The organism is Methylibium sp. (assembly GCF_035762065.1).
In the GTDB taxonomy this organism is placed as follows: domain Bacteria; phylum Pseudomonadota; class Gammaproteobacteria; order Burkholderiales; family Burkholderiaceae_C; genus Methylibium.
The window spans coordinates 142,275-158,100 of sequence record NZ_DASTPW010000055.1 but is presented as its reverse complement, the minus strand read 5'-3'; the positions used below and the strand labels follow the sequence as shown (position 1 = coordinate 158,100).

12 protein-coding genes are annotated in these 15,826 nt (G+C 73.7%); 8 read left to right on the top strand and 4 right to left on the bottom strand.

Annotated features, from left to right (window positions below):
* Positions 1-104 precede the first annotated feature (104 nt).
* Positions 105-1,016, top strand: a complete 912-nt coding sequence (locus VFR90_RS17485) for a CorC family transporter (RefSeq protein ID WP_326407445.1) — start codon at positions 105-107, stop codon at positions 1,014-1,016.
* Positions 1,016-2,596 (top strand): apolipoprotein N-acyltransferase, encoded by a 1,581-nt coding sequence (gene lnt, locus VFR90_RS17480; RefSeq protein WP_414676553.1) that lies wholly within the window; start codon positions 1,016-1,018, stop codon positions 2,594-2,596. The genes VFR90_RS17485 and lnt overlap by 1 nt, the downstream gene beginning before the upstream one ends.
* Before the next feature lie 9 nt (positions 2,597-2,605).
* On the opposite strand, the gene VFR90_RS17475 is transcribed toward lnt, so the two are convergent.
* From VFR90_RS17475 to VFR90_RS17460, 4 genes are all read right to left on the bottom strand, one after another.
* Positions 2,606-3,019, bottom strand: a complete 414-nt coding sequence (locus VFR90_RS17475; RefSeq protein ID WP_326407443.1) for a chemotaxis protein — start codon at positions 3,017-3,019, stop codon at positions 2,606-2,608.
* A 38-nt stretch (positions 3,020-3,057) separates the two neighbouring features.
* Positions 3,058-6,294, bottom strand: a complete 3,237-nt coding sequence (locus VFR90_RS17470; protein ID WP_326407442.1) for an efflux RND transporter permease subunit — start codon at positions 6,292-6,294, stop codon at positions 3,058-3,060.
* Between the two features lie 215 nt (positions 6,295-6,509).
* On the bottom strand, positions 6,510-7,805 hold the full coding sequence (locus VFR90_RS17465) for a hypothetical protein (protein WP_326407441.1): 1,296 nt from the start codon (positions 7,803-7,805) through the stop codon (positions 6,510-6,512).
* A 70-nt stretch (positions 7,806-7,875) separates the two neighbouring features.
* Positions 7,876-9,285 (bottom strand): TolC family protein, encoded by a 1,410-nt coding sequence (locus tag VFR90_RS17460; RefSeq protein WP_326407440.1) that lies wholly within the window; start codon positions 9,283-9,285, stop codon positions 7,876-7,878.
* A 302-nt stretch (positions 9,286-9,587) separates the two neighbouring features.
* Here VFR90_RS17460 and VFR90_RS17455 point away from each other — a divergent pair, with 302 nt between their 5' ends.
* From VFR90_RS17455 to gmhB, 6 genes are all read left to right on the top strand, one after another.
* Complete coding sequence (locus VFR90_RS17455) at positions 9,588-11,057, top strand: cytochrome P450 (RefSeq protein WP_326407439.1); 1,470 nt, start codon at positions 9,588-9,590, stop codon at positions 11,055-11,057.
* A gap of 100 nt (positions 11,058-11,157) precedes the next feature.
* A complete protein-coding gene (gene glyQ, locus VFR90_RS17450; protein WP_326407438.1) occupies positions 11,158-12,075 on the top strand; it encodes a glycine--tRNA ligase subunit alpha in 918 nt (305 codons plus the stop codon).
* Positions 12,075-14,255: a glycine--tRNA ligase subunit beta gene (glyS, locus tag VFR90_RS17445; RefSeq protein ID WP_326407437.1), complete on the top strand. Its 2,181-nt coding sequence runs from the start codon at positions 12,075-12,077 to the stop codon at positions 14,253-14,255. The genes glyQ and glyS overlap by 1 nt, the downstream gene beginning before the upstream one ends.
* Positions 14,256-14,281: 26 nt before the next feature.
* Positions 14,282-14,602, top strand: coding sequence for a hypothetical protein (locus VFR90_RS17440; RefSeq protein WP_326407436.1), 321 nt, complete (start codon positions 14,282-14,284; stop codon positions 14,600-14,602).
* Positions 14,599-15,132, top strand: coding sequence for a hypothetical protein (locus tag VFR90_RS17435; protein ID WP_326407435.1), 534 nt, complete (start codon positions 14,599-14,601; stop codon positions 15,130-15,132). The genes VFR90_RS17440 and VFR90_RS17435 overlap by 4 nt, the downstream gene beginning before the upstream one ends.
* Positions 15,129-15,770, top strand: a complete 642-nt coding sequence (gene gmhB / locus VFR90_RS17430; protein ID WP_326407434.1) for a D-glycero-beta-D-manno-heptose 1,7-bisphosphate 7-phosphatase — start codon at positions 15,129-15,131, stop codon at positions 15,768-15,770. Before VFR90_RS17435 ends, gmhB begins: the two co-directional genes overlap by 4 nt.
* Positions 15,771-15,826: the final 56 nt, after the last annotated feature.

Here is a 15,826-nt window from a genome sequence, read left to right as displayed (position 1 = left end):
TGCGCGAGCGCCGGTCGAAACGGAAGGGCCGCGAGTGTGAAGCAAAAGCCGAGCCGCCACACCGCTGCGGTATTCTGGACTTCCCCCGACTCCCGGCACCTCACGTGTCCGAGCCTCAGACAGGCCGCAGCGCCGGCCGAACGGCGCGCGCTGCCGACCGGCGCACGCTCTTCGAGCGCGTCGTCGAATTCCTCTCGCCCGGCCCCGACTCGAAGGACGAGCTGATCGAGACGCTCGCCGATGCCGAGACCCGCGAACTGATCGAGCCCGAGTCGCGCAGCATGCTCGAAGGCGTGCTGCGCATGGCCGACATGACGGCCGGCGACGTGATGGTCGCCGCCCCGCGGATGGACCTGCTCGACATCGACGCGCCCTACGACGAGCTGCTCGCGGTGGTGATCGAGACCGCGCATTCGCGCTTCCCGGTCTTCGAAGGCCGGCGCGAGCAGGTCATCGGCATCCTGATGGCCAAGGACCTGCTCAAGCTGCAGCGCGCGCCCGAGCTGAACCTGCGCGCGCTGCTGCGCCCGGCCACCTTCGTGCCCGAGACCAAGCGCCTGAACGAGCTGCTGCGCGACTTCCGCTCCAACCGCAACCACCTGGCGATCGTGATCGACGAGTTCGGCAACACCGCCGGGCTGATCACGATCGAGGACGTGCTCGAGGAGATCGTCGGCGAGATCGAGGACGAGTTCGACGACAAGGATGCCGAGTCGGGCGTCTTCACGCTGGCCGACGGCAGCCAGCGCGTCGCCGGCGACGCGGCAATCGCCGAGATCAACGCCGCGTTCGACACCGCCTTCTCCGACGAGGACTTCGACACCATCGGCGGCCTGGTCGCGCACGAGCTCGGCCGAGTGCCGCGGCGCGGCGAGGCGGTGGAGGTCGGCGGCCTGCGCTTCTCGGTCATGCTCGCGCGCGGCGGCGCGGTGCGCTGGTTTAAGGTCGTGCGCGCCGAGGCGAAGCCGGCCGACGGCGCCGAAGCGTCCGGCGCCGCGCCGAGCCCCGGCACTTGATCCGCGCCCGTGATCCGGGCGCGCGCGCCTGGCCGCTGGCGGCCGACGTGGTCGCGGTGCTCGTGGCCGGCGGCCTGCACGCGCTGGCCTTTGCGCCGAACGACGCGCCCTGGCTGCAGACGCTCACGGTGGCGCTGCTCGCCTGGCGCGTCGCGGCCGGCGCCTCGGCCGCGCGCGCCGCGCTGCTCGGCCTGCTGTTCTCGACCGCCTGGCTGGTCGGCGGCGTCTGGTGGCTCTACATCAGCATGCACCGCTACGGCGGGCTGCCGGCGTGGATGGCGGCGAGCGCGGTGCTCGCGCTGTGCGCCTTCCTCTCGCTCTACCTGGCCGCGGCGATGGCCGCGTGGGTGCGGCTGCGCAGCGGGCGTGTCGCGCTGGACGCGCTGTCGTTCGCCGCGCTGTGGCTGCTGGCCGAATGGGCGCGCGGCGCGATCTTCACCGGCTTCCCGTGGATCGCCGCCGGCTATGCACACAGCGACGGGCCGCTGGCTGCGCTCGCCCCGTGGGTGGGCGTCTACGGCATCGGCGCGGTGTCGGCCGGGCTCGCGGCCGTCGCGGCGGGCGCGTTGTCCGGTGCTGCGCGCGGCACCACGTCCCGGTGGCGCTGGCGCCTGCGCCTCGCCTTCGCGTTCGTCGCCTGGTGGGCGCCCGCCTTCGCGGTGTCGGTCGCCCCGGCGGCTTTCGAGTTCTCGCGCTCGAACGGCTCGCTGTCGGTGGCGCTGGTGCAGACCAACGTGCCCCAGGACGAGAAGTTCCGCGTCGAGCGGCAGCCCGAGGCGATCGACTGGATGCTGCGCGCGCTGACCGGCGCGCAGGCCGAACTTGTCGTGCTGCCCGAGACCGCGATCCCGCTGCTGCCCGAGCAGTTGCCGGCCGGCTTCCTCGACTCGCTGGCGGCGCGTTTCTCGGAGGGTTCGCGCAGCGCATTGGTCGGCCTGCCGCTCGGCGAGATTGCGAAAAACGAATACACCAACTCCGCGGCCGGCCTGTCGGCCTCGGCCAGCACGCTGGCCGGCGGCTTCTACCGCTACGACAAGCACCACCTCGTGCCCTTCGGCGAGTTCATCCCCTTCGGCTTCCGCTGGTTCGTCGACGCGATGAAGATGCCGCTCGGCGACTTCACCCGCGGGCCGCTGGTCGCGCCGTCGTTCGAGGTCGGGGCGCAGCGCGTGGCGCCGAACATCTGCTACGAGGACCTGTTCGGCGAGGAGCTGGCCGCGCGCTTCGTCGACGAGGCGCGCGCGCCCACGATCCTCGCGAACCTGAGCAACATCGCCTGGTTCGGCGACACGGTCGCGATCGACCAGCACCTGCAGATCTCGCGCCTGCGTTCGCTCGAACTGCAGCGCCCGATGATCCGCGCGACCAACACCGGCGCCACCGTCGCGATCGACCACCGCGGCCGGGTGACGCAGCAGATCGCGCCGCACACGCGCGGCGTGCTCGAAGCCACCGTCGAGGGACGCGTCGGCACGACCCCCTACGCCGCCTGGGCCGGCCGCTTCGGGCTGTGGCCACTGGTCGCGGCGGCGCTGCTGGCCATCGCGTTCGCCGCCGCCGCGGGCCGGCGGCGCGGCTGAAGGCGGCCTTCAGTCGCCGTCGGCGTCCGCGTCCGCGTCGGCGTCGGCGTCGGTCGCGGCGGTGTCGATCGCGTCGAGCGCCTCGTCCTCGTCGCTGGCCTCCATGCCGCCTTCGATGCGATCCGGCGCGATGTCGCTCGCCTCCCGGCTGCCGGCGTCGCCGGCCGCGCTGCGGCGCTCGCCGGTGCCGGCGGCATCGGCGTCGATGCCGGGGCCGATCGATTCGAGCGAGGTGTCCGGATGCCGGCTGTCGCCGCGGATCGCGGCATCGACCGGCATGCTCGGATCGCCGCTGTCGAGCTCGTCGATGCCGGCGACGTCGCTCGCGCTGTCCGAGCTGTCGCTCGGGCCAAGCGCTTCGTTGTCGCGGCCGGCGGCCTGTTGGGGGGCGCGGTCTGCGCCGAGGATGCTGCTGGTGGCCATGGTGGGCTGACTCCTTCGTTGAGCGAGCCCGGCAATCGCTATGCCGCCGCAGTCTCCGGCACGCCGGCGCGCCCGAAGCGCCCGAAGCGCAGCAGCACCGTCGGCAGCACCAGCAGGTTCAAAAGCGTCGAGCTCACGAGGCCGCCGACGATCATCGTCGCCATCGGGCCTTCGATCTCCCGGCCCGGCTCGGCGCTGCCCAGCGCCAGCGGCGCGAGGCCGAGGCCGGTGACCAGCGCGGTCATCAAGATCGACGGCAGCCGCTCCATCGCGCCGCGCAGCGCGGTGTCGAGGTTCCAGGGCAGCCGCTCCACGTCGCACAGGTGCTGGTAGTGCGACACCAGCATGATCGAGTTGCGCAGCGTGATGCCGAACAGCGTGACGAAGCCGACCACCGAGCCCAGGCTCAGCACGCCGCCGGTGGCGAGCGCCGCGGCGACGCCGCCGATCAGCGCGAACGGCAGGTTCACGAACACCAGCGCGAGGTGGCGTGCCGAGCCGAAGGCGAGCAGCAGCAGCCCCGCGACGCCCAGGCCCGAGAGCAGCGCGACCTGGATCAGCTCCACGCGCGCCGCGCGCTGCGCCGCCGCCTTGCTCAGCACCTCGGCGTGGTGGCCGGCGGCCAGCAGCCCCGGTTTCGCGAGCCGCTGCTCGAGCGTCGCGACGAAGGCCTCGGCGTCCTGGCCCGGGGCGATGTTGGCCGTCGCGGTCTGCACGCGGCGGCCGCCGTCGCGCAGGATCTTCGCGCGGCCCTGCACCATCTCGACGTCGGCGACTTCGCCCAGCTCGATCGTCGCGCCCAGCGGCGTCACCAGCGCCAGCCGCGCGACGCCGCTCGCGTCGCGCCGCGCCTCGGGCGGCAGCACCAGCACCAGCGGCGTCGCGGCGTCGCGCTGCTGCAGCCGGCCGACCGCGAGGCCGTCGTAGGCGATCTGCACCGCGTCCATCACCTCACCGGCGGTCAGGCCGTGCTTCGCGAGCCGCTCCGCGCGCAGCCGCACGCTCAGCTGCGGCGCGCCGGGCGGCGCGAGCAGGCCGACCTCGCGCGCGCCGGGAAGCGCCGCGAGCAGCGCGGCGACGCGCTGGCCGTCGCGTTCGAGCGCGTCGAGGTCCTGGCCGTAGAGGTTCACCACCACGTCGGCCGGGAAGCCGGAGACGGTCTCGCCGATGCGTTCGGTCAGGAAGGTGTTGACGCCGAACTGCAGGCCGGCGAAGCCCGCTTGATGGCCGTCGGCGTCGCGCGGGGCCGCGTCGCCGTCGCCTGCGGCATCGTCGTCCTCGCCGGCCAGCGTCTCGCGGATCGCCGCGAGCAGCCGGCGCTGCTCGGCGCCGGAGACCTGGCCGATCTCGATCTCCAGCTCGGAGTAGTGCGGCCCGAAGGTGTCGGCGCCGTTCTCGGCGCGGCCGATCCACTGCGCGACCGACTTCACGCCGTCGATCGCCAGCAGCGCCGCCGAGACGCGCTCGCCCAGGCGCATCGATTCGTCAAGCGAAGTGCCCGGCACCGCCGCCATGTGCGCGATGTAGTGGCCCTCCTTCAGCGGCGGCAGGAACTCGCTGCGGAACAGCGGCAGCGTGCCGAGCCCGACGACGATCAGCGCGCCGACGACGCCGAGCACCACGCCCGCGCGCCGCTCGACCGCGACCAGCACGCGCCGGTAACGTGGCTTGAGCCACGCTACCAGCGGCGCTTCGGCCGCCGGCAGCTTCGCGGCGCCGAGCAGCAGCATCGACAGGGCCGGCGTCACCGTCACCGCCACCACCAGCGACGCGAGGATCGCCGCGATGTAGGCGGCGCCGAGCGGCGCGAACAGCTTGCCCGCGACGCCCGACAGCGTCAGCAGCGGCACGAAAGCGAGCGCGACGATGAAGGTCGCGTAGACGACCGAGGAGCGCACCTCCATCGAGGCGGTGACCACCACCTCGCGCACCGGCCGCGGCTGCGCGAGCAGCCGGTTCTCGCGCAGCCGGCGGTAGATGTTTTCGCAATCGATGATCGCGTCGTCGACCACCTCGCCGAGCGCGATCGCCAGGCCGCCGAGCACCATGATGTTCAGGCTCTGGCCCAGGGCGCGCATCACTTCCACGGCGGCGACCAGCGACAGCGGAATCGCCAGCGCCGAGACCACCGCGGTGCGCACGTTGTAGAGGAAGCCGAACAGCACGACGACGACGAGTGCCGCGCCGATCGCGACGTCGCGCTGCACGTTGCGGACCGCGGTCTCGATGAAGCCGGCCGGGCGGAACAGGTCGCGGTGCAGCGTCGCGCCGGATCGCTCGACGACCGGCGCGATGCGATCCAGCGCCGCGTCGAGCGCGAGCGTCACGTCGCGCGTGTTCGCGCCGAGCTGGCCCTGCACCAGCAAAAAGACGCCGGGCGTGCCGTCGATCAGCGCGGCGTTGATGCGCGGCGCGCCGCCGGGGGCGATCGTGGCCACGTCCCGCAGCAGGAGCGCGGCGCCGTTCCCGGTGGGCGCGCGCACGACCGCGCGTTCGAGCTCGCGCGCGATCTCGCCGTTCGCCTGCGGGTCGTCGGCGCCACGGCCCACGCCGGGCGGCTCGATGCCGAGCGCGATGCGCTGGTTCGCGGATTCGACGAAGCCGGCCGCGCGCACGCCGGTCGCCTCGCGCGCGGCCGCGGCCAGCTCCCCGAGCGACAGCCGCGCCGCGGCGAGCCGGGCCGGATCGATGCGGATCTGCCACTGCGCGCGTTCGCCGCCGAAGACGTTGACGTCGGCGACGCCGGTCACCGCGAGCAGGTGCGGGCGCAGCGTGCGATCGACCAGCGAGCGCAGCGCGAGCGCGTCGAGCCGCGGCGCGCCGTTCGCGTCGCGCGCGGCGGTGAGGCCCAGGCCGAGCACCGTGCTGGCCGAAGAAGTCAGCGGCGTCAGGTTCGGCGCGATGCCCGGCGGCAGCTCGCCCACGGCCTGCGCGAGCCGCTCGGCGACGCTTTGCCGGTGGCGGTGGATGTCGCTGCGGTCGGTGAAGATGACGGTCACCACAGACAGCCCCGGGATCGACTGCGAGCGCAGCGACTGCAGGCCCTCCAGGCCCTGGATCGCGCGCTCGATCGGCTGCGTCACCAGCGCCTCCACCCATGGCGCGGCGAGGCCCGGCGCCTCGGTCTGGATGACCACCTGCGTCGGCGCGAACTCCGGAAAGACGTCGAGGCTCGCGCCGAACATGCGGCTCACGCCGAAGCCGAGCAGCGCCAGCGCCAGCGCGACGGTGAGCGCCGCGCGGCGCACGGAAAAGCGGATCAGGGCTGCAAGCACAGCGAAGGGCCGGCTGCCGCTCGGTGCACCGGCGCGTGCATCGCTCGGCCCACCGAGGGGCCGCCGCGGATCCGGCTTCGCCGGTCCGCCAACGGCGCCCCTGGAGGGGCGAGCGGGACGAGAGAGTCCGCCTGCGCGGACTCGAACGCCAAGCGAGCCGCCCGAGCTCTGCGAGGGCGTGGAACGCGGCGAAGCCGCAACGGGGTGGTCGACATCTAGTCGTCGTTCTCGTTGCGGATCTGGTACTTCAGCTCCTCGCTGAGCAGCACCTGCGCGCCGCGCACGACGACCGGGTCGTCCTCGGCATAGCCGTCGAGGAACCAGTGGTCGCCGACGCGGCGCGCCTGCGGCACCGCACGGCGCTGGAAGGCGTGGGTCGCGGCAGGCGGCGGCTCGGCGGCCGCCGCGGCCTTCGCGGCCGGCGCCGAGGCCGCGCTCGCGGAACCCGGGCGCGGCTTGTCGTCGTCATCGTCGTCGCGCTTCGCGGGCTTCTCCGGTGCCGGCTTCGGCGCGGCGGCGCTCGCTGCCATGCCGGGCAGCGGCTCGCCGTGCAGCGGCGCGTACACCGGCTGCGGCTCGTTGCTCTCGCGGATGTAGATCCACGGCTGCCCGGCATGCCAGACGATCGCCGAGGCCGGCACCAGCACGCCCGCGTTCGCGGCCCGATCGGCATCGCGCAGCTGGCCGGTGTAGCGCTGGCCCGCGGCCGGCGCGCGCCCGGCGTTCGCGGGCCAGGCGGCCTGGAACAGCAGGCTGCGCGCGCCGGCGGCCTCGCCGCCCGCGGCCGAGGTGCCGACGCCGCCGAGCGGCCGCGCGAGCAGCGGCGCGTCGCGGCCGGGCAGCGTCACCGCGAGCTGCGCGCGTTCGGGCGCCGCCGCGTCGCCGCGCAGCAGCGCGCGCAGCAGCAGTTCGCGCCCCGAGGCGATGCGTGCGACCCGGCCGCCGGCCGCGTCGTCCTCCAGTTCGCGCGCGAGCGCCGCGCCCCACGGCAGCCGCGCGCCTTCGCGCAGCGCGCGCAGCGCGGCCAGCGCCTCGCGCTCGCGCGCCGCGTCGGCCGCGGCCTGGGCGCGCGCGCTTTCCAGCGCCTTGAGCGAGGCGTTGCGATCGTCGTCGTACAGCGCCTGCACCCGCCGCGCCTCGGCGCCGCTCGCGGCCGACTGGCTGCGCGCCGCCTCGAGCTGGTGGCGCGCCGCGCGCAGCCGCCCCTGCAGCTCGATCAGCGGCTGCGCGTCCTGCACGACCACCGCCACCTGCGCCTCGGCGCCGTGGCTGGCGGGCTCGGGCATCGCGACCTCGATGCCGACGTTGCGCTGCGCCGCGACGCTGAGCCGCACCGTCGGCACGCCGTCCTCCTCGACCGCCGCGGCGGCGCGCGCCAGCCCTTCGTCGTCGTCGAGCGGCGCCGTCGCGCGCCGGTACTCGTCGCGCGCGAACCAGATGCCGGCCCAGGCGACGACGACCAGCAGCACGGTCTGCGCGACCAGCAGCCGCACGAGCGCGGCGCGGCTCATCGAAGCGCCCCCGCGCCGCACGCCGCCTGGCCGGCGGCGCGCCGGCGCTGGCCGAGCGGCAGGGCGGCGCTCATCGCGCCCCCGCCCGGGTCGACGCGAAGCCGCGCGCCGGTGCCTCGAGCGGCTGCTGCACCGCGTCTTCGAGCGCGCCGAGCGCCATGGCCTGCGCCGCCTGCGCCTCGACGAACTGCCGCTCCGCGTCGGCGGCCGCGAGCCGCGCGGCGGCACGCTCGATGCGGTCGGCGCCGCCGCCGTCGAAGCGCCGCTCGGTGCGCGCGAGCTGCTCGCGCGCGAGCGACCAGCGCGCCTCGGCCTCGTCACGCCGCAGCCGCGCGGCCGCGAGCGACTGCCGGGCGGCGTCGAGCGTGGCCAGCGCCGCGGCTTGCAGCGCGAGCACGCGCGCGCCGTCGATCTCGCGTTGCGCGCTGGCCTGCGCGATCGCCGCCTGGTTGCGCCCGCCGGGCGGGAGCTGGAGCGCGAGACCCAGCGTCCAGAGCCGGTCGCCCTGGTCCCAGCCGAAGCCGGGCTTGAGCACCAGCTCAGGGTGCTGCTTCGCCAGTTCGACGCGCAGCGCCGCGTCGGCCGCCGCGTAGCGCGCCAGCGCGGCGCGCAGGTCGATGCGGTTCAGCAGGGCCGCGCGCTGCAGTTCGATCGCCGGCGTGTCGATCGCCTGCGCGGCGGGCGCGGTGTCGATGCGCAGCGCGGTGAGCGTCGTCGCCGGCAGGTTGACCGCGGCAGCCAGCGCGAGGCCGGCCTGCGCGACGGCTTCGCGCGCGGCGCTGGCCTGCTGCTGCGCTTCGCCTTCGGCGCGGCGCGCGAGCAGCAGCTCGCCGCGGTCGGCCACGCCCTGCGCGAGCCGGCTTTCGAGCGCGGCGACGATCACGCGCTGCTGCGCGAGCGCCGCCTCGCTCGCGCGCGAACGCGGCACCGCGTGGCGCAACTCGCGCAGCGCGCCGTGCACGCGCTGGCGGCTGCGCCAGGCCGCGTCGGCCGCCAGCGCGACCGCCTCGCGCGCCAGCGACTCGGCCGCCTCGGCCTGCGCGGCGCGGCGCTCGCGGCCGGTCAGCAGCGCATCGAAGACCAGCGTCAGGCTCCACGGCGAGCTGCTGACGCCGTCGGCGCTGTGGTGTTCGAGCGTGGTCTCCGCGCCCAGCGGCCCCCGCTCGAGCGCCGCGGCGCGCGCGGCCTCGGCGCGCTGGAGCTCGGCGCGCGCGATCGCGAGGTCGGGATGCCGCGCGAGCGCGAGCGCGGTGAGCGCGTCGGCGTTCCATTCGGGAAGCGGCCAGTTCGAGGTGTCGGCGCCGAGCGCGGCGAGGCGCTCGCGCAGCGCCGGGTCGTCGGGGTCGGCGGCAAGCCAGCGCGCCTGCTCGGCGGCCGGCTCGATCGGCCGCGGCTCGTGGCGCTGCGTCGCGCAGCCGCCGAGCAGCGCGGCGAGCAGCAGGGCGATCGGCAAGGCCGTCGGCAGGGCGGGGCGGTTCACGGGTTCGGGAGCGAAGGACGAACGGCAAGGGCCAACGGCGGCCTCGGTGCGACGAAGGGCAGGCCGCGATCGGCGAGAAGCCGGCACCGCGGCCGCCACGGCGCCGCTCGATGCTATGCCCACGGCTTGTGCGCCGAACCCGGGCCAGTCCGGGCTGGCGCGGCCGCGCCGGGCGTGGTGCGGCCGCGCCGGCTGTGTCAGGACGGGCCTCGCGGGATGCGCTTCGGCGGCGGTCGCGGCCGTGCGCGCGCAGAATCGTCCGGCCTCGCCGCGCTCACGGCCGGGCATCGGAGGAGCCTGCGATGTCGGCCTTGCCTCATGCAGATCGCGTCGAATCCACGGCCGCCGCGCCGACGACGAGCGCCCCCGCCGCCCCGCTGCGCCGCGTCGCCGACCTGCCCGGGCCGCGCCCCTGGCCGATCGTCGGCAACGCGCTGCAGCTCAAGCTGCGGCGGCTGCATCGCCAGATGGAAGCCTGGGCCGCGCAGCACGGCCCGCTGTACCGGCTGCGCCTCGGCGGGCGCGACGCGCTGGTGGTCGCGGACGCCGAGGTCATCGCCGGCGCCCTGCGCGAGCGGCCCGACACCTGGCGGCGCATCCGACCGATCGAGGCGGTGATCCGCGAGGCCGGCGGGCACGGCCTGTTCTCGTGCGAGGGCGACGACTGGCGGCGCCAGCGCCGGCTCGTGATGAGCGCCTTCGATCCGGCCCACCTGAAGCGCTTCTACCCGTCGCTGCGGCGCGTGACCGCTCGGCTCGCGGCGTGCTGGCGCGAGGCGGCCGGGCGCGGCGAGCCGATCGACCTGCAGGCCTCGCTGACGCGCTACACGGTCGACGTGACGACCGGTCTGGCCTTCGGCGCCGATCTCAACACGCTCGAGGCACCGCAGCCGCTGCAGGAGCACCTGGACAAGCTGTTCCCGATGCTGTTTCGGCGCATCAACCTGCCGTTCGCCTACTGGCGCTGGCTGCGCCTGCCGATCGACCGCGCCTTCGACCGCCACCTGGCCGCGGTGCAGCAGGCGGTGCAGGGCTTCGTGCGCGCCGCGCGGCAGCGGCTGGAGGACGAGCCCCAGCGACGCGGGCAGCCGACCGACCTGCTCGAAGCGATGCTCGCCGCACGCGACGCCGACGGTGCAGCGCTGACCGAGGAGGAAATCGCCGGCAACGTCGTCACCGTGCTGCTGGCCGGCGAGGACACGACCGCCCACACGCTCGGCTGGGCGCTGTGGCTGCTGCACACGCATCGCGACGCGTGGCAGGCGGTGGTGGAGGAGGTCGATGGCGCCCTGGGCGCGGAGCCGCTGCCGGCGGGCTTCGAGGTGGCGCGCGGCTTCGACGGCATCGAACGCGCGGTGCAGGAGGCGATGCGGCTGAAGCCGGTCGCGCCTTTGCTGTTCCTGGAGAGCAACCACGACACCGTGATCGCCGGCTGCGCCGCGCCGCGCGGCACGCCGCTGATGTGCCTGATGCGCGCGGCGGCGCTCGATGCGCGCGGCGCTGCCGACATCGCCGACTTCCGCCCCGCGCGCTGGCTCCCCGGCGGCGAGCGCGAGGCGCAGAAGGCCTCGATGCCCTTCGGCGCCGGCCCACGGCTGTGCCCGGGCCGCTACCTGGCGCTGCTGGAGATGAAGATGGTGCTCGCGATGCTGGCGCGCAACTTCGAGCTGCTGCACGTCGGCACCGACGGCGGCGGCGAGCCCGAGGAGCGGATGAGCTTCACGATGCATCCCGTGGGTCTGAAGATGCGGCTGAGGCTGCGGGAAGCCTGAGCGCTCCTGCGGGCGCCCGGCCCGAGGCAGGCCGCACGCCCGGACCGCACTCTTAAACTCGCGCACCCCGCCCCGGGCCGTGGCCGCGTCCGTCTCCTGCATGCTCAGCTTCCAACAACTCATCCTGCGCCTGCAGACCTACTGGGCCGGGCACGGCTGCGCGCTGCTGCAGCCCTACGACATGGAGGTCGGCGCCGGCACCAGCCACACCGCGACCTTCCTGCGCGCGCTCGGCCCCGAGCCGTGGAAGGCGGCCTACGTCCAGCCCAGCCGGCGCCCGAAGGACGGCCGCTACGGCGAGAACCCGAACCGGCTGCAGCACTACTACCAGTACCAGGTGGTGCTGAAGCCGGCGCCGGACGACATCCTCGAGCTCTACCTCGGAAGCCTCGAGGCGCTCGGCTTCGACCTCAAGAGCAACGACGTGCGCTTCGTCGAGGACGATTGGGAGAACCCGACGCTTGGCGCCTGGGGCCTCGGCTGGGAGGTGTGGCTCAACGGCATGGAAGTCACGCAGTTCACCTACTTCCAGCAGGTCGGCGGCATCGACTGCCGGCCGATCACGGGCGAGATCACCTACGGCCTCGAACGGCTCGCGATGTACCTGCAGGGCGTCGACAACGTCTACAAGCTCGAGTGGACCGAAGGCCTGAGCTACGGCGACGTCTATCTGCAGAACGAGCAGGAGCAGAGCGCCTACAACTTCGAGCACAGCAACGTCGAGTTCCTGCTCGGCGCCTTCGCCGCGCACGAAGGCAACGCCAGGCAGCTGATGGAGCGGCAGCTCGCGCTGCCGGCCTACGAGCAGGTGCTGAAGGCGGCGCACAGCTTCAACCTGCTCGATGCGCGCGGCGCGATCAGCGTGACGGAGCGGGCCGCCTACATCGGGCGCATCCGCCATCTGGCGCGTGCCGTCGCGCAGAGCTACCTGGACAGCCGTGCGCGGCTGGGCTTCCCGATGGCGCCGAAGCTCTGGGCCGACGAGGCGCTGGCGGCGATCGAAAAGAAGGCGGCTTGATGGGCGCGACGCTGCTGGTCGAACTGTTCGTCGAGGAGCTGCCGCCGAAGGCGCTGAGGAAGCTCGGCGAGGCCTTCGCGCAGGGGCTGATCGACGGCCTGAGGGCGCAAGGTCTCGCGACCGCGGACTCGGTGGTCACCGGCTATGCGTCGCCGCGGCGGCTGGGCGCGCAAGTGAGCGCGGTGCTGCCGCGTGCGGCCGACAAGGCGCAGTCGGTCAAGCTGATGCCGGCGAGCGTCGGCCTCGCGGCCGACGGCCAGCCGACGCCTGCGCTGCTGAAGAAGCTCGCGAGCCTCGGCGCCGATGCGTCGGTGCTGCCGGCGCTGAAGCGCCAGATGGACGGCAAGGTCGAGGCGCTGTTCTTCGACAGCGTCGTTCCCGGCGCGACGCTGGCCGCCGGCCTGCAAAGGGCATTGGACGAGGCGCTCGCGAAGCTGCCGATCCCGAAGCTGATGACTTACCAGCCGTCGAGCGGCGCGCTGCCCGGCTGGAGCAACGTGCAGTTCGTGCGGCCGGCGCACGGGCTGGTCGCGCTGCATGGCGACGAGGTGGTGCCGGTCGCGGTGCTCGGCTTGATGGCCGGCCGGACGACGCACGGGCACCGCTTCGAGGCGGCGGTCGATCCCGTCGTGATCGAGCACGCGGAGCGCTACGCGGCGCAACTGCGCGAGCAGGGCGCGGTGATCGCGAGCTTCGCCGAGCGCCGCGACGACATCGCGCGCCAGCTGCAGCACGCGGCCGCGGGCGAGGGCCTGAGCCCGATCGACGACGACGCCCTGCTCGACGAGGTGACCGCGCTCGTCGAGCGCCCCAAGGTGCTGCTCGGCCGCTTCGACGAGAGCTTCCTCGACGTGCCGCAGGAATGCCTGATCCTGACGATGAAGGCCAACCAAAAGTACTTCCCGCTGCTCGACGGCGAAGGGCGGCTGACGAACCGCTTCCTGATCGTCAGCAACATCAGTCCTGCCGATCCGAGCCGCGTGATCGAAGGCAACGAGCGCGTCGTGCGGCCGCGCCTCGCGGATGCAAAGTTCTTCTTCGACAAGGACAAGAAGACGCGGCTCGCCGATCGCGCCGCCGGGCTCGACAAGGTGACCTACCACGCGAAGCTGGGCTCGATGGGCGAGCGGGTGCGGCGCGTGGAGGCCATTGCCCGTGCGATCGGTGAAGAGCTCGGCGGCCCCGCGCTTGCCGCCAAGGCCGAGCTCGCCGCGCGACTCGCGAAGGCCGACCTGCTCACCGACATGGTCGGCGAGTTCCCCGAGCTGCAAGGCACGATGGGGCGCTACTGCGCGCAGCACGAGGGCATCGACGAGGACGTGGCCTTCGCCATCGAGGACCACTACAAGCCCCGCTTCGCCGGCGACGAACTGCCGCGCAACGAGGTCGGCGTGGTGCTCGCGCTGGCCGACAAGCTGGAGACGCTGGTCGGGCTCTTTGGCATCGGGCAGGTGCCGACGGGGGAGAAGGATCCGTTCGCGTTGCGCAGGCATGCCTTCGGCGTCATCCGTCTGCTGGCCGAGAAGGCGCTGCGCCTCGATACGCCTGGGCTTGTCGACCGGGCGGTGGCCAGCTTCGGCGATGCGGCGACCGGGGCGCGGGCACCGGTGCTCGCCTTCCTCGATGAACGCACGCGCCATTACTTCTCGGTGCAGAGCGGCTTCGATGAAGTCACCGAAGTTGCGCGGCGGACCGGGCAGAACGCCGTCATCGATGCCCCGGGGGGCTTTCGCACCCAGCACGTCGACGCCGTTCTTGCGTTGCGGCCCGTGCTTCTCGTGGAGGTGCGGCCCCGGCTGCTTGCGGTCGCGGCGTTTGCGCATCTGCCCGAGAGCGCATCTCTCGCCGCGGCCAACAAGCGCGTGGCCAACATCCTCAAGAAGGTCGAAGACCGCGTGGAGCCGCGCATCGATCCGGCTCTGCTCCAGCAGCCGGCCGAGGCCGCGCTCGCCGAAGCCTTGGAGGCGGTCAAGCTGCAGGCCGACGCCGCCTACGCCCTCGGCGATTACGCTGCTTCGCTGCAGGCCCTTGCGGCGCTGAAAGAGCCGGTCGACGCCTTCTTCGACCAGGTCATGGTGAACGTCGACGACGAAGCGCTGCGCGCCAACCGCCTCGGCCTGCTCGCGACGCTGCACGCCGCGATGAACCGCGTGGCCGACCTGTCCAGGCTGGCGGCGTGACCCGGGGCTCTCGATAATCGCGGCCCATGGACCCGCGCGTCGTCAACGATCGTTTTCTGATGGCCGCCCACCGTCTGGCTGTGAAGCGCTTGCGTGTGGACGAATCGGCACGGCGAAAGGCGAGCGAGCAGTTGGCGCGCTGGCGACGGCCGTCCGGGGCGACGCGCAGCGATGCTTACGGGGACCGATGGCAGTCGATGCTCGACGAGCGCGATGCGACCCGGCTCGAAGCGGCCGTCTGCGCCGCGACCGACGACGCGCAGGTGCTGCGCAGCGTGTCGCCTGTCTCGGTGTTGATCACGCAAGGCGAGCGCATGCAATTGCTGCGCGAAGCGCGCCGCTCATGACGCGCGAACAGTTCGACCACGTGCTTCGGGCCGCAGCCGCCATCGCGCAGGAGGACAAGCTGATCGGGGTGGGGAGACAGGCCGTGCTGTTGCCGCATCCTCTTGCGCCGAAGGAGGTTCTCGTATCGCGCGAGGTCGATCTCTACCCCGCGCTGCATCCCGAGCGGGCCGAGCTCATCGACGGCGCGATCGACGCGCTGTCCAGCTTCGACGAAACCTTCGGCTCCCACGCCGACGGCGTCGGCCCGGACACCGCCGTCATGCCCGCCGACGGGATAAACCACGCCACGCTCCACCACCTCGGCGAGGTCACCGCGATCTCCCCCGAGCTGCACGACCTCGCGGTCTCGAAGTGCGTTCCCGGCCGCGACAAGGACGCCGACTTCGTGCGTGCGCTGCTGCGCCACAAGATCGAGCCGACCCGGCTGCTGCAACGCATCGCGGTGCTCGATCCGGCGCGCGCCGCGATCGACACGATGCAAGCCTGGGCGCGTCGCCGCATCGACGGGTCGGGCCGCGCCACCGCATGAACCCCACCCACAAGCTCGTCATCCTCGACCGCGACGGCACGATCAACGCCGACAGCGACGACTACATCAAGTCGCCCGAGGAGTGGCAGCCGCTGCCGGGTTCGCTCGAGGCGATCGCGCGACTCAACCACGCCGGCTGGCACGTGGTGGTGGCGACCAACCAGTCGGGCCTGGGCCGCGGCTTGTACGACGCGGCGGCCTTCAACGCGATCCACGCGAAGATGAACGCGGCACTCGCGCGCGTGGGCGGGCGTGTCGATGCGGTGTTCTTCTGCCCGCATGCGCCGGCCGACGGCTGCGGCTGCCGCAAGCCCGCGCCCGGGCTGTTCGAGCAGATCGCCCGGCGCTACGGCATCGAGCTGGCCGGCGTGCCGGCCGTCGGCGACAGCCTGCGCGATCTGCAGGCCGCGGCTGCCGCGGGCTGCGAGCCGCACCTGGTGCTGACCGGCAAGTCGCAGGGGCTGGACGATGCCGCCGGCGAGGCGCTGCTGGCCCGGGTGCCGGGCAGCACCGCGCATGCGGACCTGACGCAGTTCGCAGAGTTCGTCGTGCAGCGCGAACGCCGCGCGCGCGCCGCCGCGCGGGGCGAAGCCGACGAGCCCGACAGCGACGCCGGCGGGCTCGTCACCCGCGTCTGATGCCGCGCCTGCCACTTTCACAACGATGAGCGCCAAACCGTCTCCTTCCTCCGCGT

What these genes read in the sequence shown, in the direction of transcription:
- VFR90_RS17475 (WP_326407443.1), bottom strand. Translation starts at nt 3,019, where the DNA reads ATGGCCACCAGCAGCATCCTCGGCGCAGACCGCGCCCCCCAACAGGCC.
- VFR90_RS17465 (WP_326407441.1), bottom strand. Translation starts at nt 7,805, where the DNA reads ATGAGCCGCGCCGCGCTCGTGCGGCTGCTGGTCGCGCAGACCGTGCTG.
- VFR90_RS17455 (WP_326407439.1), top strand. Translation starts at nt 9,588, where the DNA reads ATGTCGGCCTTGCCTCATGCAGATCGCGTCGAATCCACGGCCGCCGCG.
- glyQ (WP_326407438.1), top strand. Translation starts at nt 11,158, where the DNA reads ATGCTCAGCTTCCAACAACTCATCCTGCGCCTGCAGACCTACTGGGCC.
- glyS (WP_326407437.1), top strand. Translation starts at nt 12,075, where the DNA reads ATGGGCGCGACGCTGCTGGTCGAACTGTTCGTCGAGGAGCTGCCGCCG.
- VFR90_RS17440 (WP_326407436.1), top strand. Translation starts at nt 14,282, where the DNA reads ATGGACCCGCGCGTCGTCAACGATCGTTTTCTGATGGCCGCCCACCGT.
- VFR90_RS17435 (WP_326407435.1), top strand. Translation starts at nt 14,599, where the DNA reads ATGACGCGCGAACAGTTCGACCACGTGCTTCGGGCCGCAGCCGCCATC.
- gmhB (WP_326407434.1), top strand. Translation starts at nt 15,129, where the DNA reads ATGAACCCCACCCACAAGCTCGTCATCCTCGACCGCGACGGCACGATC.